This is a genomic window from Salmonella sp. HY31, assembly GCF_042604575.1.
Classification (GTDB): Bacteria; Pseudomonadota; Gammaproteobacteria; order Enterobacterales; family Enterobacteriaceae; genus Salmonella; species Salmonella diarizonae.
Genome location: NZ_CP170479.1, coordinates 1031037 through 1053621 on the forward strand (window position 1 = coordinate 1031037; position 22585 = coordinate 1053621).

General features: G+C 54.2%; 14 protein-coding genes. 9 read left to right on the forward strand and 5 right to left on the reverse strand.

The features are described from left to right. Nucleotides 1-2 precede the first annotated feature (2 nt). The 3 genes from ACE15A_RS04820 to aroP all read right to left on the reverse strand — a co-directional run bounded on the left by ACE15A_RS04820 (nt 3) and on the right by aroP (nt 3897). The gene (locus ACE15A_RS04820) at nt 3-953 is read right to left on the reverse strand and encodes a family 43 glycosylhydrolase (protein WP_023245732.1); all 951 of its coding nucleotides are present in this window, start codon (nt 951-953) and stop codon (nt 3-5) included. Continuing rightward, nucleotides 953-2359 (reverse strand): glycoside-pentoside-hexuronide (GPH):cation symporter, encoded by a 1407-nt coding sequence (locus ACE15A_RS04825; RefSeq protein WP_053508803.1) that lies wholly within the window; start codon nt 2357-2359, stop codon nt 953-955. Before ACE15A_RS04825 ends, ACE15A_RS04820 begins: the two co-directional genes overlap by 1 nt. A 164-nt stretch (nt 2360-2523) precedes the next feature. Then, the gene (gene aroP, locus ACE15A_RS04830) at nt 2524-3897 is read right to left on the reverse strand and encodes an aromatic amino acid transporter AroP (protein WP_088734363.1); all 1374 of its coding nucleotides are present in this window, start codon (nt 3895-3897) and stop codon (nt 2524-2526) included. 562 nt (nt 3898-4459) lie between these two features. Here aroP and pdhR point away from each other — a divergent pair. The 5 genes from pdhR to ACE15A_RS04855 all read left to right on the forward strand — a co-directional run bounded on the left by pdhR (nt 4460) and on the right by ACE15A_RS04855 (nt 12197). Continuing rightward, complete coding sequence (gene pdhR, locus ACE15A_RS04835) at nt 4460-5224, forward strand: pyruvate dehydrogenase complex transcriptional repressor PdhR (protein WP_000331771.1); 765 nt, start codon at nt 4460-4462, stop codon at nt 5222-5224. Nucleotides 5225-5383: 159 nt separating this feature from the next. After that, on the forward strand, nt 5384-8047 hold the full coding sequence (gene aceE / locus ACE15A_RS04840) for a pyruvate dehydrogenase (acetyl-transferring), homodimeric type (protein ID WP_023245735.1): 2664 nt from the start codon (nt 5384-5386) through the stop codon (nt 8045-8047). Between the two features lie 14 nt (nt 8048-8061). Continuing rightward, nucleotides 8062-9951 (forward strand): pyruvate dehydrogenase complex dihydrolipoyllysine-residue acetyltransferase, encoded by a 1890-nt coding sequence (aceF, locus tag ACE15A_RS04845; protein ID WP_053508799.1) that lies wholly within the window; start codon nt 8062-8064, stop codon nt 9949-9951. Between the two features lie 200 nt (nt 9952-10151). Next, nucleotides 10152-11576, forward strand: a complete 1425-nt coding sequence (lpdA, locus tag ACE15A_RS04850; RefSeq protein WP_064055700.1) for a dihydrolipoyl dehydrogenase — start codon at nt 10152-10154, stop codon at nt 11574-11576. 336 nt (nt 11577-11912) lie between these two features. After that, nucleotides 11913-12197, forward strand: coding sequence for a hypothetical protein (locus tag ACE15A_RS04855; protein ID WP_023245738.1), 285 nt, complete (start codon nt 11913-11915; stop codon nt 12195-12197). A 37-nt stretch (nt 12198-12234) separates the two neighbouring features. Here the strand turns inward: ACE15A_RS04855 and ACE15A_RS04860 are convergent, their stop codons facing one another. Together ACE15A_RS04860 and ACE15A_RS04865 are read right to left on the reverse strand one after the other, a co-directional pair. Beyond that, nucleotides 12235-13026 (reverse strand): DUF2950 family protein, encoded by a 792-nt coding sequence (locus tag ACE15A_RS04860; RefSeq protein ID WP_129382371.1) that lies wholly within the window; start codon nt 13024-13026, stop codon nt 12235-12237. A 12-nt stretch (nt 13027-13038) separates the two neighbouring features. Next, nucleotides 13039-14601, reverse strand: a complete 1563-nt coding sequence (locus ACE15A_RS04865; RefSeq protein WP_064055701.1) for a DUF3300 domain-containing protein — start codon at nt 14599-14601, stop codon at nt 13039-13041. Between the two features lie 391 nt (nt 14602-14992). On the opposite strand from ACE15A_RS04865, the gene acnB reads away from it, so the two are divergent. The 4 genes from acnB (at nt 14993) to ACE15A_RS04885 (ending at nt 22545) form a co-directional block, all read left to right on the forward strand. Continuing rightward, entirely contained in the window at nt 14993-17590 is a 2598-nt protein-coding gene (acnB, locus tag ACE15A_RS04870; protein ID WP_053508793.1) for a bifunctional aconitate hydratase 2/2-methylisocitrate dehydratase, read from the forward strand. A 187-nt stretch (nt 17591-17777) separates the two neighbouring features. Continuing rightward, nucleotides 17778-18140 carry a protein YacL gene (gene yacL / locus ACE15A_RS04875; RefSeq protein ID WP_023245742.1) on the forward strand — a complete coding sequence of 121 codons (363 nt, stop codon included), beginning with the start codon at nt 17778-17780 and terminating at the stop codon, nt 18138-18140. Between the two features lie 74 nt (nt 18141-18214). Further along, a complete protein-coding gene (locus ACE15A_RS04880) occupies nt 18215-19312 on the forward strand; it encodes a LacI family DNA-binding transcriptional regulator (protein ID WP_275043919.1) in 1098 nt (365 codons plus the stop codon). A 155-nt stretch (nt 19313-19467) separates the two neighbouring features. Further along, nucleotides 19468-22545, forward strand: a complete 3078-nt coding sequence (locus tag ACE15A_RS04885; RefSeq protein ID WP_129382372.1) for a beta-galactosidase — start codon at nt 19468-19470, stop codon at nt 22543-22545. Nucleotides 22546-22585 lie beyond the last annotated feature (40 nt).

Sequence of the window (22585 nt, forward strand, 5' to 3'; positions counted from 1 at the left end):
GGTCAGGGCGTATCGGCCGGAGGGATGCCGAAATCAGGCATTCCATGCTCATCCCAGCGAATCAGCTTCAGGCGGGTATGGCGGTTGGGATCGTACAGCGGATCGCCTTCTATTTCAGTATAGTTTCGGGCGTGATAAACCAATACCTCTTCACCGTCTGGCGTGGTAGTGAAGCTGTTGTGACCGGGACCAAACTGACGATTTTCAATGCTGGTGGTAAAAACCGGACGTGGTGACTTATGCCAGTTGGCCGGATCGCGCGGATCGGCGCGCAGATCAATCCACAATAAGCCCATACAGTAGTTTTCATCGGTGGCGCTGGCGGAGTAGCTGATAAACAGTTTATCGCCGTGCGCCAGTACAGCCGGGCCTTCGTTAACCCAAAAACCCCGACACTCCCAGTCGTACTCTGGCTTACTGAGTCTTACCGGTTCGCCTTTAAGGGTCCACGGATTTTCCAGTTCAGCCAGATAAATATTTGAGTTACCGGCGATATCCGGCGCTTTTTGCGCCCACAGATACCACTGTTTTCCCTGATGATAAAAAGTGGTTGCATCGAGGGCGAAGGTATCAAACGGCGTCTTAATTTGACCTTTTTCAGTCCAGACGCCGGTGAGCGGGTCGGCATCGGCGCACTCAAGGGCAAACATGCGGTGCTGGAACATATTTAATTTATCCAGCGCCCGGGTATGCGCCGCGGCAAAATAGAGGTACCACTTACCGTTGATGCGGTGCATTTCCGGCGCCCAGATCAGTTCGCTCATCGGGCCGGTTTTCGGCTTGCGCCATACCACGGCGGGGTCGGCGGCGCGCAACCCTTCCAGCGAATCGGCCCGGCGGATTTCCAGCCTGTCATATTCCGGTACGGAGGCAAGAAAGTAGTAATCGCTGCCGTCGCGTAAAATAAACGGATCGGCACGTTGTTCAATGAACGGGTTTGGCCAGTTTGTCATCAGGCTTTCCTTACGCTTTCAGCGGCTTTAACTTCCTGCAACTCACTCAATTCGCGGTAATTAGTGCGACGTTTTTCCAAATCGTCCTGGATTTGTTTCATCAGTTCACGGTCAACTTTCAGCAGACGTACAACGCCTGCGGTAATCAGATAGCCAACCCCGGGGATAATGGAAAACAACAGCATAATACCGTTCATTGCCGAGGCGCTTTGCGCTTTAGCGCTGGCGTCATAACCGTACCAGGAAAGCAAAAAGCCGACCATCGCTCCGGCAATCGCCAGGCCCAGTTTCAGGAAGAACAGATTACCGGAGAAGCTAATACCGGTAATCCGTTTGCCGGTTTTCCATTCGCCATAATCATCGACGTCCGCCATCAGCGACCAGTGCAATGGGGAAGGGATCTGATGCAGAATATTGAGCAGGAAATAGAGCGCCACAATCATCACGGTGGCTTTCGGATCAAAGAAATAGAACGCGCAGGAGAAAATCGCCAGCGCGATATTGGTCCAGAAAAATACCTTCAATTTACACCAGCGATCGGTTAAGACTTTTGCCAGCATACTGCCGATCATCATACCGGCCACGCCGAGACTAATAAAAAGCGTGGCGAAATGGGTGCTTTGCCCCATCACCCAGGTGACGTAATACATGGTTGCCGCCATGCGGATAAACCCCGGACAGACGTTGCATAAGGTCAATAGCAGAATACGTACCCACTGATCGTTCTTCCACACGTCCTTGAAATCATTCTTCATATCATCGTGTGTCGGAACGGCAGGGCGAACGCGTTCGCGGACGCTGGCGAAGCAGAACAGAAACATACCCATACCGATAATCGCCAGCACGGTCATCGCCAACTGATAGCCTTTGGCTTTGTCGCCGCCGCCAAACCAGTCCACCATCGGCAGTAGCGTTAACGATAGCAGTAGCGTCGCGATGCCGACTAACACAAAACGATAAGCCTGACAGGCCACGCGCTCTTTTGGATCGTTGGTGATCACGCCGCCCAGCGAGCAATAGGGAATATTGATGGCGGTGTAGGTTACGGAAAGCAGAAAATAGGTGACGAAGGCATAGACAACTTTGCTGTTATAGCCCCAGTCCGGTGTCGTGAACATCAGAATGCTGAACAGCGCGTAGGGAAATGCAATCCACAGTAGCCAGGGGCGAAAACGACCATATTTACTTTGGGTACGATCGGCAAGTGCGCCCATTATCGGATCGGTAACGGCATCGATAACGCGTACTGAAAGGAGTAGAACACCGACTAACGCCGGGGCAAGTCCAAAAATATCCGTATAAAAATAATTAACAAACAGCATGATAGCGCCAAAAATAATGTTACATCCGGCGTCGCCCATGCCATACCCGATTTTCTCTCTTACTGAAAGTCTACCCTTATCCATTGAGACTTCTCCCCATCAGATGATGGCGGTAATTATTCGCCTGCGAGCTTTTATTTGCGTAGCAGGATCACGCCACTGATATGGATAAAATGGTTATACGCGGGAAACTGTGAGGCAGATAACACCCTCCCCGGGCGGGGAGGGCGGAAAAGTAACGCTACGAATCAGTGGGCTTTCACCGTTTTTGCCGTTTTTTCCTTACACAGGTAGCCGACGCCCAGGACGAGCAGCCATACAGGAATCAGCCACACGGAGATCGCCATACCAGGCGTCATCAGCATAATGATCAATACTGCTGCCATAAACAGCAGGCAGAGAACGTTGCCGAGCGGATAAAACAGGGCCGGGAAGCGGGTTTTCACGCCCTGTTGCTGTTTCGCGCGACGGAACTTCATATGGGCAAGGCTAATCATCGCCCAGTTAATGACCAGCGCGGAGACCACCAGCGCCATTAACAGTCCGAACGCGGATTCCGGCGCCAGGTAGTTGATCAGGACGCACAGCGCGGTGACGACCGCCGACACCAGAATGGTATTGACCGGCACGCCGCGTTTATCAACAGACAATAGCGCTTTCGGCGCATTCCCCTGCTGGGCCAGTCCGAACAGCATACGGCTGTTGCAGTAGACGCAACTGTTATAAACCGATAGCGCGGCGGTGAGAACCACAATATTCAGCGCATTGGCGACAAACGTATCGCCCAGCTCATGGAAGATAAGGACAAACGGGCTGGTATCGGCGGTGACGCGAGTCCATGGCAGCAGCGAAAGCAGTACCGCCAGCGAGCCGATATAAAAAATCAGGATGCGATAGATAACCTGATTGGTGGCTTTGGGAATGCTCTGTTCCGGGTTATCGGCTTCAGCGGCGGTGATCCCTACCAGCTCTAGTCCGCCGAACGAAAACATAATAATGGCCATCATCATCACCAGCCCGGTCCAGCCATGCGGCAGAAAGCCGCCCTGCTCCCACAGGTTGCGCACGGTGGCCTGCGGACCAGCGGTATCGCTGAAGAGTAACCACGCCCCGAACAAAATCATGGCGATGACGGCGATCACTTTGATAATGGCGAACCAAAACTCCATCTCGCCGAACACTTTGACGTTGGTCAGGTTAATGGCGTTGATGACAACGAAGAAAAGCGCCGCTGAGGCCCAGGTGGGGATTTCTGGCCACCAGAACTGAATATATTTACCGACAGCGGTCAGTTCCGCCATCGCGACCAATACGTACAGAACCCAGTAGTTCCAGCCGGAAGCGAATCCGGCAAAGCCGCCCCAGTATTTATAGGCGAAGTGGCTAAAGGAACCGGCGACCGGTTCTTCAACCACCATCTCTCCCAGCTGTCGCATAATCAGAAAGGCAATAAAACCTGCAATCGCATAGCCCAGTATAATTCCTGGCCCCGCCGACTGAATAACGGAGGCGCTTCCCAGGAACAAGCCCGTTCCTATCGCGCCGCCCAAGGCGATAAGCTGAATATGGCGGTTTTTCAGGCCGCGCTTGAGCTGCTCGCCGTGCTGCTGACTGTCCATCATAAAACCTCGTGTATGGTGCGCTGTTTATTCATAACGCGCTTATTTTGAACGATGCAGTAGTGCGTGTGTAAGTTTGCAATTCCGCTTTTTGTATTGATTTATTTACAGCGCCTTTTTATTAAATGTCACTGCTACTCTTTTGTCTTTATCAGAATAATGGTATGTGGGCGCGAATGCACCTGCTTTGTGCAGGGGGGATGACGAGTTGCGTAAAAAGAAAGCACTTGTAAATACCTCCTTTTATTTTCCCTTATAGAGGTTGATTTGTTTTTATTCATTATTTATGCATAAAAATACATTCAACTTGTTGTTGAATCGGTTCAAATGAGATTTTTTATCGTTTCAAATACGTTAAATCTACCTCCTGGTGGGTAAATTTAACATTTGTGCGCGGTTACAATTTTGAAACGCGATTTCTGTAATCTTGTTAAAATGTGCCTCCTTTACTGATTTCAATCAAAACCTGTATGGACAGAAGGTGAATACTTTGTTACTTTAGCGTCACAGACATGAAATTGGTAAGACCAATTGACTCCGGACAAATGGCTTAAGACAGGGAATCATGGCCTACAGCAAAATTCGCCAACCAAAACTCTCCGATGTGATCGAGCAGCAACTGGAGTTTTTAATCCTTGAGGGGACATTGCGCCCCGGAGAAAAACTCCCACCGGAACGTGAACTGGCAAAACAGTTTGACGTTTCCCGTCCCTCCTTGCGTGAGGCGATTCAACGTCTCGAAGCGAAGGGATTGTTGCTTCGTCGTCAGGGCGGCGGAACCTTTGTGCAGAGCAGCCTGTGGCAGAGCTTTAGCGACCCGCTGGTGGAACTGCTCTCCGATCACCCTGAATCCCAGTTTGACCTGCTCGAAACGCGCCATGCGCTGGAAGGCATTGCGGCTTATTACGCGGCGCTGCGTAGTACCGACGAAGATAAAGACCGTATTCGCGAGCTGCACCACGCCATTGAGCTGGCGCAAGAGTCCGGCGATCTGGATGCCGAGTCCGAAGCCGTGCTTCAGTATCAAATCGCCGTCACCGAAGCGGCGCACAACGTGGTATTGCTTCATCTGCTAAGGTGTATGGAACCGATGCTGGCGCAAAACGTGCGGCAGAACTTCGAGTTGCTGTATGCGCGTCGTGAAATGCTGCCTCTGGTGAGTACGCATCGTACCCGTATATTTGAAGCCATTATGGCCGGAAAACCAGAAGAAGCGCGTGAAGCTTCACATCGCCATCTGGCGTTTATCGAAGAGATTATGTTGGACAGAAGCCGCGAAGAGAGCCGTCGTGAACGCGCTTTACGCCGTCTGGAACAACGCAAGAATTAGTTTTTTCTGGCAGAACGTTAACCAGAAGATGTTGTGAATAACGCGCAAAAATGTGCGCGGCAACTAAACGCAGAACCTGTCTTATTAAGCTTTCTTACGAAAGTTTAATGGGACAGGTTCCAGATAACTCAACGTATTAGATAGATAAGGAATACCCCCATGTCAGAACGTTTCCCAAATGACGTGGATCCGATCGAAACTCGCGACTGGCTACAGGCGATCGAATCGGTCATCCGTGAAGAAGGTGTTGAGCGCGCTCAGTATCTGATTGACCAACTGCTTTCTGAAGCTCGCAAAGGCGGCGTGAAAGTAGCGGCAGGTGCAGGGGCCAGTAATTACATCAACACTATTGCCGTTGAAGACGAACCGGAATACCCGGGCAATCTGGAGCTGGAACGTCGCATTCGTTCTGCTATCCGCTGGAACGCCATCATGACCGTGCTGCGCGCGTCTAAAAAAGACCTTGAGTTGGGTGGCCACATGGCGTCCTTCCAGTCTTCCGCCACGATTTATGATGTCTGCTTCAACCATTTCTTCCGTGCGCGCAACGAACAGGATGGCGGCGATCTGGTGTACTTCCAGGGCCACATCTCTCCGGGCGTATACGCTCGCGCGTTCCTGGAAGGTCGTCTTACCCAGGAGCAGATGGACAACTTCCGTCAGGAAGTGCATGGCAATGGCCTCTCTTCCTATCCGCACCCGAAACTGATGCCAGAATTCTGGCAGTTCCCGACCGTTTCGATGGGGCTGGGCCCAATCGGCGCTATTTATCAGGCGAAGTTTCTGAAATATCTGGAACACCGCGGCCTGAAAGATACCTCTAAACAGACCGTTTACGCCTTCCTGGGCGATGGCGAGATGGACGAACCGGAATCCAAAGGCGCCATCACCATCGCCACCCGTGAAAAACTGGACAACCTGGTTTTTGTTATCAACTGTAACCTGCAGCGTCTTGACGGCCCGGTCACCGGTAACGGCAAAATCGTTAACGAACTGGAAGGCATCTTCGAAGGCGCTGGCTGGAACGTGATCAAGGTGATGTGGGGTGGTCGTTGGGATGAGCTGCTGCGTAAAGATACCAGCGGTAAGCTTATCCAGCTGATGAACGAAACCGTTGATGGCGACTACCAGACTTTCAAATCCAAAGACGGCGCTTACGTGCGTGAGCACTTCTTCGGTAAATACCCGGAAACCGCCGCGTTGGTGGCCGACTGGACTGACGAGCAGATTTGGGCGCTGAACCGTGGTGGTCACGATCCGAAGAAAGTCTACGCGGCACTGAAAAAAGCGCAGGACACCAAGGGCAAAGCAACGGTAATTCTGGCCCACACCATCAAAGGTTACGGCATGGGCGACTCTGCTGAAGGCAAAAACATTGCCCACCAGGTGAAGAAAATGAACATGGACGGCGTGCGTTACGTCCGCGATCGTTTCAACGTGCCGGTTGCTGATGCTGATATCGAAAAACTGCCGTACATTACCTTCCCGGAAGGTTCTGAAGAACACAAATACCTGCATGAACGCCGTCAGGCGCTGCACGGCTACCTGCCAAGCCGTCAGCCGAACTTCACCGAGAAGTTAGAGCTGCCTCAACTTTCAGATTTCGGCGCGCTGCTGGAAGAGCAGAACAAAGAGATTTCCACCACTATCGCGTTTGTGCGTGCCCTGAACGTGATGCTGAAGAACAAGTCGATCAAAGACCGCCTGGTACCGATCATCGCCGATGAAGCGCGTACTTTCGGTATGGAAGGTCTGTTCCGTCAGATTGGTATCTACAGCCCGAACGGCCAGCAGTATACTCCGCAGGACCGTGAGCAGGTCGCGTACTACAAAGAAGACGAGAAAGGCCAGATTCTGCAGGAAGGTATCAACGAGCTGGGTGCAGGCGCATCCTGGCTGGCTGCGGCGACCTCTTACAGCACCAATAATCTGCCGATGATTCCGTTCTACATCTACTACTCCATGTTCGGGTTCCAGCGTATTGGCGACCTGTGCTGGGCAGCAGGCGATCAGCAGGCTCGTGGCTTCCTGATCGGCGGGACTTCGGGTCGTACTACGCTTAACGGCGAAGGTCTACAGCACGAAGATGGTCACAGCCACATTCAGTCGCTGACTATCCCGAACTGTATCTCTTACGATCCATCTTACGCGTATGAAGTGGCGGTCATCATGCATGATGGTCTGGAGCGTATGTACGGTGAGAAACAAGAGAACGTTTACTACTACATCACCACGCTGAACGAAAACTACCACATGCCAGCGATGCCGGAAGGCGCCGAGGAAGGTATCCGTAAGGGTATCTACAAACTCGAAACTCTGGAAGGTAGCAAAGGTAAAGTTCAGCTTTTAGGCTCCGGTTCTATCCTGCGTCACGTGCGTGAAGCGGCACAGATTCTGGCGAAAGACTACGGTGTAGGATCTGACGTCTACAGCGTGACCTCTTTCACCGAGCTGGCGCGTGATGGTCAGGATTGTGAACGCTGGAACATGCTGCACCCGCTGGAAACCCCGCGCGTACCGTACATCGCTCAGGTAATGAACGACGCACCTGCGGTTGCTTCTACTGACTATATGAAACTGTTCGCTGAGCAGGTCCGTACTTACGTACCGGCTGACGACTATCGCGTACTGGGTACGGATGGCTTCGGTCGTTCCGACAGCCGTGAGAACCTGCGTCACCACTTCGAAGTTGATGCTTCTTATGTGGTTGTCGCAGCGCTGGGCGAACTGGCTAAACGTGGCGAAATCGACAAGAAAGTGGTAGCGGATGCGATTACCAAATTCAACATCGATGCAGATAAAGTTAACCCGCGTCTGGCGTAAGAGGTAAAAGAATAATGGCTATCGAAATCAAAGTACCGGACATCGGGACAGATGAAGTTGAAATCACCGAGATTCTGGTCAACGTTGGCGACAAAGTGGAAGCTGAACAGTCGCTGATCACCGTAGAAGGCGACAAAGCCTCTATGGAAGTCCCGTCTCCGCAGGCTGGCGTCGTGAAAGAGATCAAAGTCTCTGTCGGCGACAAAACCGAGACCGGCAAGCTGATTATGATTTTCGATTCCGCCGACGGTGCATCTGACGCTGCGCCTGCTCCGGCAGAAGAGAAGAAAGAAGCGGCTCCGGCAGCAGCACCTGCTGCGGCAGCGGCGAAAGAAGTACACGTACCGGACATCGGCGGCGACGAAGTTGAAGTTACCGAAGTGATGGTTAAAGTCGGCGACACCGTTGCGGCTGAGCAGTCTCTGATCACTGTAGAAGGCGACAAAGCCTCTATGGAAGTGCCGGCACCGTTCGCGGGCACCGTGAAAGAGATCAAAATCAGCACCGGCGACAAAGTGTCTACCGGCTCCCTGATTATGATCTTCGAAGTCGCTGGCGAAGCGGGCGCGGCTGCCCCGGCGAAAGCCGAAGCGGCGCCAGCAGCAGCGGCTCCGGCAGCCTCTGGCTCGAAAGAAGTTAACGTACCTGACATCGGCGGTGACGAAGTTGAAGTCACTGAAGTGATGGTGAAAGTGGGCGATAAAATTGCCGCTGAGCAATCACTGATCACCGTGGAAGGCGACAAAGCCTCTATGGAAGTTCCCGCGCCGTTCGCGGGCACCGTGAAAGAAATCAAAATCAGCACCGGCGACAAAGTCAAAACCGGTTCTCTGATTATGGTCTTCGAAGTAGAAGGCGCATCCCCTGCTGCGTCGCCGGCTAAGCAAGAAGCGGTTGCGCCGGCTCCGGCGGCGAAAGCTGAGAAGCCTGCTGCCCCTGCTGCCAAAGCGGAAAGTAAATCTGAGTTCGCTGAAAACGACGCTTACGTTCACGCTACCCCGCTGATTCGCCGTCTGGCGCGCGAGTTTGGTGTTAACCTGGCGAAAGTGAAAGGGACTGGCCGTAAAGGCCGTATCCTGCGCGAAGACGTTCAGGCTTACGTGAAAGAGGCTATCAAACGCGCCGAGTCTGCACCGGCAGCCGCTGCGGGCGGCGGTATCCCGGGTATGCTGCCGTGGCCGAAAGTGGACTTCAGCAAGTTTGGCGAAATCGAAGAAGTCGAATTGGGTCGTATCCAGAAAATCTCTGGCGCGAACCTGAGCCGTAACTGGGTGATGATCCCACACGTTACGCACTTCGACAAAACCGATATCACCGATCTGGAAGCGTTCCGTAAACAGCAGAACGCCGAGGCTGAGAAGCGCAAACTGGATGTGAAATACACGCCAGTGGTCTTCATCATGAAAGCGGTTGCCGCTGCGCTGGAGCAGATGCCGCGCTTTAACAGTTCGTTGTCTGAAGACGGCCAGCGCCTGACGCTGAAGAAATACATCAACATCGGCGTGGCGGTTGATACCCCGAATGGTCTGGTGGTTCCGGTCTTTAAAGACGTGAATAAGAAGAGTGTGACCGAATTGTCTCGCGAATTGACCACTATCTCCAAAAAAGCGCGTGACGGTAAGCTGACCGCTGGCGAAATGCAGGGTGGTTGCTTCACTATCTCCAGTATCGGCGGCCTGGGAACTACCCACTTCGCGCCGATTGTCAACGCGCCGGAAGTGGCTATCCTCGGCGTATCTAAGTCGGCGATGGAACCAGTGTGGAATGGGAAAGAGTTTGTGCCGCGTCTGATGATGCCTATCTCTCTTTCCTTCGACCACCGTGTGATCGACGGTGCTGATGGTGCGCGTTTCATTACCATTATCAACAATATGTTGTCTGACATTCGCCGTTTGGTGATGTAAGCAAAAAAGCCGGCCGACGGCCGGCTTTTTTCTGATAATCTCATGTGGTTTGTGAGGTTATTAGCGAAAGCGATAATTCGTGATCCGTTTGTTGTTTCAAAATTGTTAACAATTTTGTAAGATACGGGCGGATAGAACGACCCGGTGGATGATGGGCGATCAAGTACCCCGGACCGCCGGATACAAATAAAGAGGTCATGATGAGTACTGAAATCAAAACTCAGGTCGTGGTACTTGGGGGGGGCCCGGCAGGCTATTCTGCCGCTTTCCGTTGCGCTGATTTAGGTCTGGAAACCGTAATCGTAGAACGCTACAACACCCTTGGCGGTGTTTGTCTGAACGTCGGCTGTATCCCTTCTAAAGCTCTGCTGCACGTGGCAAAAGTTATCGAAGAAGCGAAAGCGTTGGCTGAGCACGGTATCGTCTTCGGCGAGCCGAAAACTGATATTGACAAAATTCGTACCTGGAAAGAGAAAGTGATCACCCAGCTGACCGGTGGTCTGGCTGGTATGGCGAAAGGCCGTAAAGTAAAAGTGGTCAACGGTCTGGGTAAATTCACCGGGGCTAACACCCTGGAAGTGGAAGGTGAAAACGGCAAGACCGTGATCAACTTCGACAACGCGATCATCGCGGCGGGTTCTCGTCCGATCCAATTACCGTTTATTCCGCATGAAGACCCGCGCGTATGGGATTCTACCGACGCTCTGGAACTGAAAGAAGTGCCGAAGCGTATGCTGGTGATGGGCGGCGGTATCATTGGTCTGGAAATGGGTACCGTATACCACTCGCTGGGTTCAGAGATTGACGTGGTTGAAATGTTCGACCAGGTTATCCCGGCGGCTGATAAAGACATCGTTAAAGTCTTCACCAAGCGCATCGGCAAGAAATTTAACCTGATGCTGGAAACCAAAGTGACCGCCGTTGAAGCGAAAGAAGACGGTATTTACGTTTCGATGGAAGGCAAAAAAGCCCCCGCTGAAGCGCAGCGTTATGATGCGGTTCTGGTGGCGATTGGTCGTGTGCCGAACGGTAAAAACCTCGATGCGGGCAAAGCTGGCGTGGAAGTTGACGACCGTGGCTTTATCCGCGTTGACAAACAGTTGCGCACTAACGTGCCGCACATCTTCGCTATCGGCGATATCGTCGGTCAGCCGATGCTGGCGCATAAAGGCGTTCACGAAGGTCACGTTGCCGCTGAAGTTATCGCCGGTAAAAAACACTACTTCGATCCGAAAGTTATCCCGTCCATCGCCTACACGGAGCCAGAAGTGGCATGGGTTGGACTGACCGAGAAAGAAGCGAAAGAGAAAGGCATCAGCTACGAAACCGCCACCTTCCCGTGGGCAGCTTCTGGCCGTGCTATCGCATCCGATTGCGCAGACGGTATGACCAAACTGATTTTCGACAAAGAATCTCACCGCGTGATCGGCGGGGCGATTGTCGGCACCAATGGTGGCGAGCTGCTGGGTGAAATCGGACTGGCGATTGAAATGGGCTGTGATGCGGAAGACATCGCGCTGACCATTCATGCGCACCCGACTCTGCATGAGTCTGTGGGCCTGGCGGCGGAAATCTTCGAAGGTAGCATTACTGACCTGCCGAACCCGAAAGCGAAGAAGAAATAATCTTCTGAGGGTGGCAATACCGGGTGGTTGTAGGCCGGATAAGACGTCAGTCGTCATCCGGCAAGGCACCGTCCGACCAGAAAAGCGGCTTTGTAGCCGCTTTTTTTACGCGTGGCAAATCAGATGTGTCAAATGATGGCGAAGGATAACGAAACCACAAAATTTATCTTTTCCGCAGAAGTGCGCTTTTCATACCTCATACCGTCAGCAGGGTGTTTGTCGTCTACTCTCAACCAACTAATTGTTTCATAAGAAATATCTCTCCTTACTTTGTCATTACCTCCGAAATTGATAACTTGCTAAAATAATAGCGAGAAAATTATTAGGATTTAACATATGAAACTTTTTCTGACGACAGCAGCGCTAACCGCGACGTTGATTTCCGGCATGGCATTCGCCAGCGATCCCGTTATTCCCTGGGCGACTAACAGCGGTGGTACGGAAAGTACGCATATTGCGGCAATGGGCGAGGATTTGAATGCGCAGCATCAACAGATCACCCACACGCGTGAAGGCGTATGGGCGACTAATTCCGGCAGCATCCAGGCTGATGAAGCCGCTCTGACCAGCAACAAGCCGCCGGTACAAGGCCACCCGGAATTAATGCCGCATCAGGGGTAATGATCATGGCCTGGCGATAACGCCAGGCGCTTACGGGTTATTCGGCGGCCTGCCACTGCGCGTCTGGCGCAAAACGCGTGATAGCCTTAACTTTACTCTCAGTGTCCTTGCCTAAATCCGCCTGATAAATATGATCGTCCTGGTTGACCATAAAACTCATCACCCCGGTTTCGCCGTAATGCATTGGCCAGGCCAGAAGCGCCGTACCGTGACCGTCGTTATCGCTGATAATGCGGAAATGGTAGCCGTGATAACCCTCGTCTGGAGCTGCGGGGCTAAAGTTTGGGCCTAACGGACTGGGGACTTCGCCTGCTTTGGTTGGCCAGTACAGGCCATCTTTTTGGCCTTCGCTACTGATTATCTGGTGTGCCCAGCGATGGTTTTGCAGGTAATAGTCCTGTTGCGCATCAACGTAAGCATGCATGGCCTGTAAGGTAGAAAGTTCATTTCGCCCAAGGGTACGTGTGAGGATCTCCTCCTGGGCAGCCGCCATATCAAAGCGCCAGCCGCCAGCCTCTTTTACCATCGGTACCGGGAGCTGCCAGTCTTCTCGTCCGACATTCAGGTGCGCCGTATTATCTTTTTGTACAATGCGGTGACCTTCGCGCCAGTCACGATTGAAGCGGGCCACGGCCTCTGGATCGGCGCCTTCTGGCGGCAGAAATTGCCGCCAGTCATCGCCCAGTAGCGCGGTAAGCTGCGTTTCGCTTTTTCCGGCTACCGCCGCGGCGAAGGCGCTGGCGGCTGCTTCCGGGGAGGAGAACCGTTCCTGCGCGTAGCCCAGCAAGGGGAGTGACAGTAACAGAGCGCTTAACATAACCTTTTTCATTATCTGCTCCGGTTAACGGCGATGAAATTCGTGGTGTTCAGAAAAATGTTCCCGCGCGGCGGCGCGTTGCTCGGTGTTTAAATGACCACCCAGGCGGCTTTCCTGGCCGCGTAACTGTTGTGATTGCCATGACGGCGAGCGACTGTCGTTCCCGCTAAACACATTGGCGTGCATATTCTGGTGAAACGCCTGACGCTGTTGCGGCGTAGAGGATGCGATCCGTTGATGCGCCGCGTTACGCTGTTGTAGCGATAAGGGATGCTGCTGCGCTGGCTGCCGCTGCGCGCTGTCATGCTGATTGTCATAACCGCGATAATTATTACGCCGGGCTATTTGATTTAACTGTTGAGAGGCCGCCTTACGCTGGGCATCGCGGGCGTTTGCCGCTGGCAAAGAAGCGTTCGCCGTATGGCTGCGCTGTTGGAATTGCGCCATGGCCGTCTGGCGCTGGCTATCGCGAGACACCGGCGCTTGCTGCGTCGCGCTTAGCCCGCCGCTAACGTTGGTGGGATGGAATCGTTGTGCAACGGTATTATTCGGATAGGGGACGCCATTGCGCCAGGTGGAATTATGTTGCCAGCCCATCGTTTGGCCCGGCAGGTTTTGCCCGGATATCCGGTTGAAATTATTAACATTGATATTGATATTATCGCCATTGTGTTGATAACCGTTACCACCATGATGGTAATCGTCATGATGATGGTCGTCGTCATGGTGGTGATGATCGTCATCATCCCAGTCTATGCTGCTGAACAAGGCATAGGTGGTGGCGACGCCCAGACTATAACCAAAACCTTTAACAAAACTATCGGCAAACTGCTGTCCCGGAGGGGGCGGTAAATACACCGGCGGATAAGCGGTATTGGGCCAGGCGCCATACACCGTCGCGGGATTATAGTTCGGCACGTACACCACCTGCGGATTCGCGGGTTCAATTTTGATGACGGTCGAAGATGCCGCTGGCGTACTGGCGGATGTGGTGGTTGTCGTCGTGACGGCGGAAGAGGCGCTGGACTTCGGCACGCTGGTGACGATTTGCTGCGGCGTCGATTTTAGCGAACCGGTTTGTTGAGCCAGCAGACGCAGCCTTTGTACCGCATCCATCACATCCTGCGGTTGGGCTAAGAACGCATCGCCCAGGTTTTGCACCCATTGCGGATTCTCGCCCATAAGCGCCATCAACTGGGGAAAGGCGACCAGTGATTTGACGCTGGGGTCCCACGGTTGGCTGGCCACCGCCTGAATAGCGGCGTCGCCCTGCAGCGTGGGGTTATCTCGCGACCACTGGACGGCCTGAACCACGTTTGCCGGGTAGGTGGCGGCCATGAGCACCTGCGAAAGCAGGGAATCGGGATAAAGCGCGACAGGCGCGACCCATTGATCGATTTGCGCAGTGGTAAAGGTCGTTTCCGCGACAGGCGCGGGGACGGATGCCTGCGTTTGTTCAGGGGCGGGAGCCGTCGCCTGCGCGGGCGCTTCGGGGGCGCGGCTTTTAACATACAGTACGCCCGAAGCGGCAAATAACCCGGCACTGCACACAAGGGCGATGAGATGGGGTTTAAAGGGCAACGTCATTTTGTCTCTCCCGATTCCAGGGAATCGCTATGGTCATTATGCCTGCTGCCGACGGGGTGCAGTTTTGCGTGAGTATAAAGGGACGATAGTTTAATTTTTAACTAATGTTGGGATCGGTAACGTTACGTGATGATCAAAGCACGAAATGAGGTAAGCATTTACGGTAGCAGCTCCCGCCTCAGCAGAGCGTTAGACCATCCTTAACGATTCAGCCACTTTTTTATGTTGCTTTTTTGTAAACAGATTAACACCCTACTAAAATCCTGCTATTCTGCCCGTTGCGGTACCCGGGCATTTACCCTACTAACTGCTGTCTCACAGGAGCGTGAAGAGAATCGCCCATACACAAAGCGTATGCCGCACTATGACAATGAGAGCGAGGAGAACCGTCGTGCTAGAAGAATACCGTAAGCACGTAGCTGAACGTGCCGCCGAGGGGATTGTGCCCAAACCTTTAGATGCAACCCAAATGGCCGCGCTTGTCGAGCTGCTGAAAAACCCGCCCGCGGGCGAAGAAGAGTTCCTGTTAGACCTGTTAACCCACCGTGTTCCCCCTGGCGTCGATGAAGCCGCCTATGTTAAAGCCGGCTTCCTTGCCGCCGTCGCGAAAGGCGAAACTACGTCTCCGTTAATCGCCCCTGAGAAAGCTATCGAACTGCTCGGCACCATGCAGGGTGGTTACAACATTCACCCGCTGATTGATGCGCTGGACGACGCTAAACTGGCGCCAGGCGCGGCGAAAGCGCTGTCTCACACCCTGCTGATGTTCGATAACTTCTACGATGTTGAAGAAAAAGCCAAAGCGGGCAACGACTATGCGAAGCAGGTGATGCAATCCTGGGCCGACGCCGAATGGTTCCTGAGCCGTCCGCCGCTGGCGGAAAAAATCACCGTTACCGTCTTCAAAGTGACCGGTGAAACTAACACCGACGATCTCTCTCCGGCGCCGGATGCGTGGTCGCGCCCGGATATCCCGTTACATGCTCAGGCGATGTTGAAAAACGCCCGCGAAGGCATTGAGCCGGATCAGCCAGGCGTTGTTGGCCCCATCAAACAGATTGAAGCATTAGCGAAAAAAGGCTTCCCGCTGGCTTATGTTGGCGATGTGGTGGGTACCGGTTCTTCTCGTAAATCTGCCACTAACTCCGTGCTGTGGTTTATGGGCGACGATATTCCGTTTGTGCCGAACAAACGCGGCGGCGGTCTTTGCCTCGGCGGCAAAATCGCGCCAATCTTCTTTAATACCATGGAAGATGCCGGCGCGCTGCCTGTTGAAGTGGATGTCTCCAGACTGAACATGGGCGATGTGATTGACGTTTACCCGTATAAAGGCGAAGTGCGTAACCACGAAACCGGCGAGCTACTGGCGAATTTCGAACTGAAAACCGACGTGCTGATTGATGAGGTACGTGCCGGTGGCCGTATCCCGTTGATCATCGGTCGCGGCCTGACCACCAAAGCGCGTGAAGCGCTGGGGCTACCGCACAGCGAGGTATTCCGTCAGGCGAAAGACGTGGCGGAAAGCAGCCGCGGCTTCTCGTTGGCGCAGAAAATGGTCGGTCGCGCCTGCGGCGTCGCCGGGGTTCGTCCGGGCGCGTACTGCGAGCCGAAAATGACCTCTGTCGGTTCTCAGGATACTACCGGCCCGATGACCCGCGATGAGCTGAAAGACCTGGCCTGTCTGGGATTCTCCGCCGATCTGGTCATGCAGTCGTTCTGTCACACCGCAGCCTATCCTAAGCCGGTTGACGTCACCACGCACCATACCTTGCCGGATTTCATTATGAACCGCGGCGGCGTGTCGCTGCGTCCGGGCGACGGCGTGATCCACTCCTGGCTGAACCGTATGCTGCTGCCGGATACCGTAGGTACCGGCGGCGACTCCCATACCCGCTTCCCGATCGGCATCTCCTTCCCGGCGGGCTCAGGCCTGGTGGCGTTTGCCGCGGCGACTGGCGTTATGCCGCTGGATATGCCGGAATCGGTACTGGTACGCTTTAAAGGCAAAATGCAGCCGGGTATTACCCTGCGCGATCTGGTCCACGCCATTCCGCTGTACGCCATCAAACAGGGACTGCTGACCGTTGAGAAGAAAGGCAAGAAAAACATCTTCTCCGGCCGCATTCTGGAAATTGAAGGTCTGCCGGATCTGAAAGTCGAGCAGGCGTTTGAGCTGACCGATGCTTCTGCCGAGCGTTCCGCTGCGGGTTGTACTATCAAGCTGAACAAAGAGCCTATCATCGAATACCTGACCTCCAACATCGTCCTGCTGAAATGGATGATCGCGGAAGGCTACGGCGATCGTCGTACGTTGGAACGTCGTATTCAGGGGATGGAAAAATGGCTGGCGGACCCGCAACTGCTGGAAGCCGATGCCGATGCGGAATATGCGGCGGTGATCGACATCGATCTGGCGGATATCAAAGAACCAATCCTGTGCGCGCCGAACGATCCGGACGACGCGCGTCTGCTGTCTGACGTGCAGGGTGAGAAGATCGACGAAGTCTTCATTGGTTCCTGCATGACCAATATCGGCCACTTCCGTGCGGCTGGTAAGCTGCTGGATAACCATAAAGGCCAGTTGCCGACCCGCCTGTGGGTAGCGCCGCCAACCCGTATGGACGCCGCGCAGCTCACGGAAGAGGGCTACTACAGCGTCTTCGGTAAGAGCGGTGCGCGTATCGAAATTCCGGGATGTTCGCTGTGCATGGGCAACCAGGCGCGCGTGGCGGACGGGGCGACGGTGGTCTCTACCTCAACCCGTAACTTCCCGAACCGTTTAGGGACGGGCGCGAACGTCTTCCTGGCCTCTGCGGAGCTGGCGGCGGTGGCGGCGCTGATCGGTAAGCTACCGACGCCGGAAGAGTACCAGACCTTCGTGGCGCAGGTAGATAAAACCGCTGTGGATACCTACCGTTATCTGAACTTCGACCAGCTTTCCCAGTATACCGAGAAAGCCGACGGCGTGATTTTCCAGACCGCGGTGTAATTTGCCTGATGGCGTCAGGCTTACCAGGCCTACGCCTCTTATTACCCGGTGGCGGCTACGCTTACCGGGCCTACAAAACCCATCGCAACTGCGGTGGGTTTTTATTTTCATTCCGCCTGCTGCTCCCGCTTTTTTTCTTCTCCGGTGCTGCGATAATGACTGTAAGGGCTTTGCAGAGGAACACATTATGGATTACGAATTTCTGCGCGATGTGACCGGACGGGTTTTGGTACGTATGTCAATGGGGCACGAAGTGGTCGGCCACTGGTTTAATGAAGAGGTAAAAGAGAACCTGGCCCTACTGGATGAAGTAGAGCAAGCCGCGCGTACGGTCAAAGGTAGCGAACGTTCCTGGCAACGAGCAGGGCATGAATACACGATCTGGATGGACGGCGAAGAGGTGATGATTCGCGCCAATCAGTTGGATTTTTCCGGCGATGAGATGGAAGAGGGGATGAGTTATTACGATGAAGAGAGTTTATCCCTGTGCGGCGTAGAGGATTTTCTGCGGGTCGTCGCCGCGTATCGCAATTTTATGCAGCAGAAATAAGCGTTGACCACGACAGGTGGGGGCTTTTCCTCGTGGAGGAAAAGCCCTGAAGGGTGTGGCATGATAGCGCCAGGATAAATGAACTCAGGGTATTGAATGTGAAGCCAGTCACGCTCTACGACGTTGCAAATCATGCCGGTGTTTCCTATCAGACGGTTTCTCGTGTGGTGAATCAGGCCAGCCACGTTTCGGCGAAAACACGCGCGAAAGTGGAAGCCGCGATGGCGGAACTCAATTACATCCCCAACCATGCGGCGCAGCAGTTGGCGGGGAAACACGTTCCGCTCATCGGCGTGGCGACCACTAATCTGGCGCTGCACGCGCCGTCGCAGATTGTCGCCGCCATTAAATCTCGCGCCGACCAGTCGGGAGCCAGCGTGGTGATTGCGATGGTGGAGCGCAATGGCGTAGAAGCGTGTAAAATCGCAGTTCACAATCTACTGGCGCGGCGTGTTACCGGGATTATTATTAACTTTCCTCTGGAAGAAGACGCGGCGCTGGAGGTGGTCTCCGCAGCGGGTAACGTACCGGTACTTTTTCTGGACGTTTCTGAACAGACCCCAGTCAACAGTATTGTTTTTTCCCACGATGAGGGGGCGAAGCTGGGCGTTGAGCATCTGGTGGCGCATGGGCATCAGCGCATCGCGTTGCTGGCTGGTCCGGCGTCATCCGTCTCCGCACGCCTGCGGCTTGCGGACTGGCGTAAGCACCTTCAACATCGCCAGATTACCCCCGTTGCTGTACTTGAGGGCGACTGGAGCGCGATGTCCGGTTTCCAGCAAACGCAACAGATGCTGAACAGCGGGGTTATCCCAACGGCGATGTTGGTCGCTAATGACCAGATGGCGTTAGGAGTCATGCGCGCCATTACCGAATCCGGCCTGCGCGTGGCGACAGATATCTCCCTTATTGGCTATGACGATACGGAAGACAGTTCCTGCTATATTCCGCCATTGACGACAATCAGACAAGATTTCGCTCAACTGGGGCGGGGGAGTGTCGATCGTATTTTACAGATTGCCGCAGGCGGCTCGGTTTCGCAGAGTCAACTGTTGCCCGTCACGTTGATTGAACGCAAAACCGTATGCGCGCCGCAAACCGATCGCGCCTCGCCTCAAGCGTTGGCGGAAGCGTTAATGCAGTTGGCGCGGCAGGTTTCACGCTTGTCGTAAAGTGTGCTCTGTATTTGCTGGCTTATCGTGCTAATAACGAATTAGTTTGAGCCAGCTCACCAAACGTTAACCTCATCCTTTACCTAAATTGTTATTTCGCAGTATACCTTCAAAAAAAATGTGAGCGAGTAACAATTTTGCGGAAGGATATGATAATGACACCAGAACGTGATTCACTGGCCGCCGTGTTAGCCCGCCGGGATTGGGAAAACCCTGCGGTGACACAGCTTAACAGGCTGGCCACGCATCCGCCGTTTTGTAGCTGGCGCAAGGCAGACGATGCGCAGCGTAACCAATATGCGACGCAGATACGCAGTCTGAACGGCGTCTGGAAATTTGCCTGGTTCTCCTCGCCGCAAGCAGTGCCGGAGAACTGGCGTCTTGAAGATCTTACGGAGGCTGGCACCATTAACGTGCCGTCGAACTGGCAGATGTACGGTTATGACTCGCCGATCTATTCCAACATTACCTATCCCTTCCCGGTTAATCCTCCCTGTGTTCCGGCAGAAAACCCCACTGGATGTTATTCGCTCACATTTTGCATGGATGATGACTGGCTGACTGAAGGCCAAACGCGCATCATTTTTGACGGCGTAAACTCTGCGTTTCATCTGTGGTGTAACGGTCGCTGGGTCGGCTATGGTCAGGACAGCCGGCTGCCGTCTGAATTTGACCTGAGTGAATATTTACAGGTGGGTGAAAATCGCCTGGCGGTACTGGTGCTGCGCTGGAGCGACGGTAGCTATCTTGAAGACCAGGATATGTGGCGGATGAGCGGCATTTTCCGCGATGTTTCCCTGCTGCATAAGCCGACGACGCAGATTACGGATTTCCACCTCCATACTCATCTGAATGACGACTTTACCCAAGCGGTGCTTGAGGCGGAAGTTCGACTGGCTGGCGGCGTGAACGACGATTTGCAGCTCGTGCTTCATCTCTGGCAGGGAGAAACGCTGGCGGGAGAGGCCCACGCCACGCCGGGAAGTGAAATTATTGACGAGCGCGGCGGCTACGATGACCGCGCCACGCTACGCCTCAATATCAATCGTCCGGCGCTGTGGAGCGCGGAAACGCCTAATCTGTATCGGGCGGTGATCCAATTGCGTACCGCCGATGGCGAGCTGATTGAAGCGGAAGCGTGTGACGTTGGCTTCCGCCAGGTCCGCATCGATAAGGGGCTGTTACTGCTAAATGGTAAACCGCTACTGATCCGTGGGACCAATCGGCATGAGCATCACCCTGAGCGCGGCCAGGTGATGGATTACGATACTATGGTGCAGGATATTTTGCTGATGAAGCAGAATAACTTTAATGCCGTTCGCTGCTCGCATTACCCCAATCATCCGCAGTGGTACGCCCTATGTGACCGCTATGGTCTTTACGTGGTGGATGAAGCCAACATTGAAACCCACGGTATGACGCCGATGAATCGCCTGAGCGATGACCCGGACTGGCTACCCGCCATGAGTCAGCGTGTGACGCGCATGGTGCAGCGCGATCGCAACCATCCGAGCATTATCATCTGGTCGTTGGGCAATGAATCCGGGTATGGGGCTAACCATGACGCGCTTTATCGCTGGCTGAAAGCGGAAGATCCTTCTCGCCCGGTGCAGTATGAGGGCGGCGGCGCGGACACCGCCGCGACGGATATTATCTGCCCGATGTATGCGCGCGTTGATCAGGATCAGCCCTTCCCGGCTGTGCCAAAATGGTCAATCAAGAAGTGGCTCTCGCTGCCCGGCGAGCAGCGTCCGCTCATTCTCTGCGAATATGCGCATGCGATGGGCAACAGCTTTGGCGGCTTTGCCAAATACTGGCAGGCGTTTCGTCAGTATCCGCGCCTGCAGGGGGGCTTTGTCTGGGACTGGGTAGATCAGTCGTTGATTAAATATGACGCGGACGGCAAACCGTGGTCTGCCTACGGCGGGGATTTTGGCGATACGCCCAACGATCGTCAGTTCTGCATGAACGGGCTGGTCTTTGCCGATCGCACGCCGCATCCGGCGCTGTATGAAGCGAAACACGTGCAGCAATTTTTCCAGTTTCGTTTGCTGCCGGGCGAAGAACGCCGCATTGAAGTACAGAGCGAATATCTGTTCCGCCACAGTGATAACGAGATCCTGCGCTGGATGCTGGCGCAGGAGGGCAATCAGTTGGCCAGTGGTGAAGTTGTGCTGGATATCGCCCCGCAGGGGCGACAAATTATCCTGCTACCTGCATTCCCGCAGCCGGAAACCGCAGGGCAGCTTTGGCTGACGGTACGCGTTGAGCAACCGCTGGCGACAAGCTGGTCGGAGGCCGGGCATATCAGCGCCTGGCAACAGTGGCCGTTGGAAGAAAAGCTCTGCGTATCGAAACCCACTCGCGCCAGCGTTGCGCCCGCCCTGACGGTGCGTGACGGCGAATTCTGCGTCACGCAAGGTAATTTGCGTTGGCAGTTCTGCCGTCAGCAGGGCTGGCTTACACAGTTCTGGCGGGATGATGAAGCGCAATTGCTGACCCCGCTTATCGATCAATTCACCCGTGCGCCGCTTGATAACGATATTGGCGTCAGTGAAGCGACACGCATTGACCCCAATGCCTGGGTGGAGCGTTGGAAGGCGGCAGGACATTACTGCGCGGAGCCAGCGCTGTTGCTGTGTGATGCAGACGAGCTGGCGGATGCGGTGCTGATAACCACCGCGCATGCCTGGCAATATCAGGGGGCAACGCTGTTTATCAGCCGCAAAACCTACCGGATTGATGATCATGGCGAAATGCAGATCGACATCGGGGTGGAGGTTGCCAGTGGAATGCCGTACCCGGCGCGGATTGGCTTGAGCTGTCAACTTGCGCAGGTGAATGAAAGGGTGGAGTGGCTGGGGCTGGGGCCGCATGAGAATTATCCGGATCGCCTGAGCAGCGCTTGTTTTGATCGCTGGAACCTCCCGCTGGACGCGATGTATACGCCGTATGTCTTTCCGACTGAAAATGGCCTGCGTTGCGGTACTCGCCAGTTGCGTTATGGCGCGCACCAGTGGAGCGGCGATTTTCAGTTCAATATTAGCCGTTACAGCCAGCGGCAACTGATGGAAACCAGCCACCGCCATTTATTGCAGGCAGAATCAGGCGTCTGGCTCAATATCGATGGTTATCATATGGGAGTGGGCGGGGATGATTCATGGAGCCCGTCGGTATCGCCGGAATTTCAACTGAGCGCCCGGCATTACCACTATCAGATCGCATGGAAATAAAATACCTCATTGGGCAGATTGATCCTGCCCATTTTTAATG

Excerpts from the sequence above, each read along its gene's own strand:
- lpdA (WP_064055700.1), top strand. The coding sequence starts at position 10,152 with ATGAGTACTGAAATCAAAACTCAGGTCGTGGTACTTGGGGGGGGCCCG.
- aroP (WP_088734363.1), bottom strand. The coding sequence starts at position 3,897 with ATGATGGACAGTCAGCAGCACGGCGAGCAGCTCAAGCGCGGCCTGAAA.
- ACE15A_RS04865 (WP_064055701.1), bottom strand. The coding sequence starts at position 14,601 with ATGACGTTGCCCTTTAAACCCCATCTCATCGCCCTTGTGTGCAGTGCC.
- ACE15A_RS04855 (WP_023245738.1), top strand. The coding sequence starts at position 11,913 with ATGAAACTTTTTCTGACGACAGCAGCGCTAACCGCGACGTTGATTTCC.
- pdhR (WP_000331771.1), top strand. The coding sequence starts at position 4,460 with ATGGCCTACAGCAAAATTCGCCAACCAAAACTCTCCGATGTGATCGAG.
- aceE (WP_023245735.1), top strand. The coding sequence starts at position 5,384 with ATGTCAGAACGTTTCCCAAATGACGTGGATCCGATCGAAACTCGCGAC.
- ACE15A_RS04885 (WP_129382372.1), top strand. The coding sequence starts at position 19,468 with ATGACACCAGAACGTGATTCACTGGCCGCCGTGTTAGCCCGCCGGGAT.
- ACE15A_RS04820 (WP_023245732.1), bottom strand. The coding sequence starts at position 953 with ATGACAAACTGGCCAAACCCGTTCATTGAACAACGTGCCGATCCGTTT.
- ACE15A_RS04860 (WP_129382371.1), bottom strand. The coding sequence starts at position 13,026 with ATGAAAAAGGTTATGTTAAGCGCTCTGTTACTGTCACTCCCCTTGCTG.
- yacL (WP_023245742.1), top strand. The coding sequence starts at position 17,778 with ATGGATTACGAATTTCTGCGCGATGTGACCGGACGGGTTTTGGTACGT.
- aceF (WP_053508799.1), top strand. The coding sequence starts at position 8,062 with ATGGCTATCGAAATCAAAGTACCGGACATCGGGACAGATGAAGTTGAA.
- ACE15A_RS04825 (WP_053508803.1), bottom strand. The coding sequence starts at position 2,359 with ATGGATAAGGGTAGACTTTCAGTAAGAGAGAAAATCGGGTATGGCATG.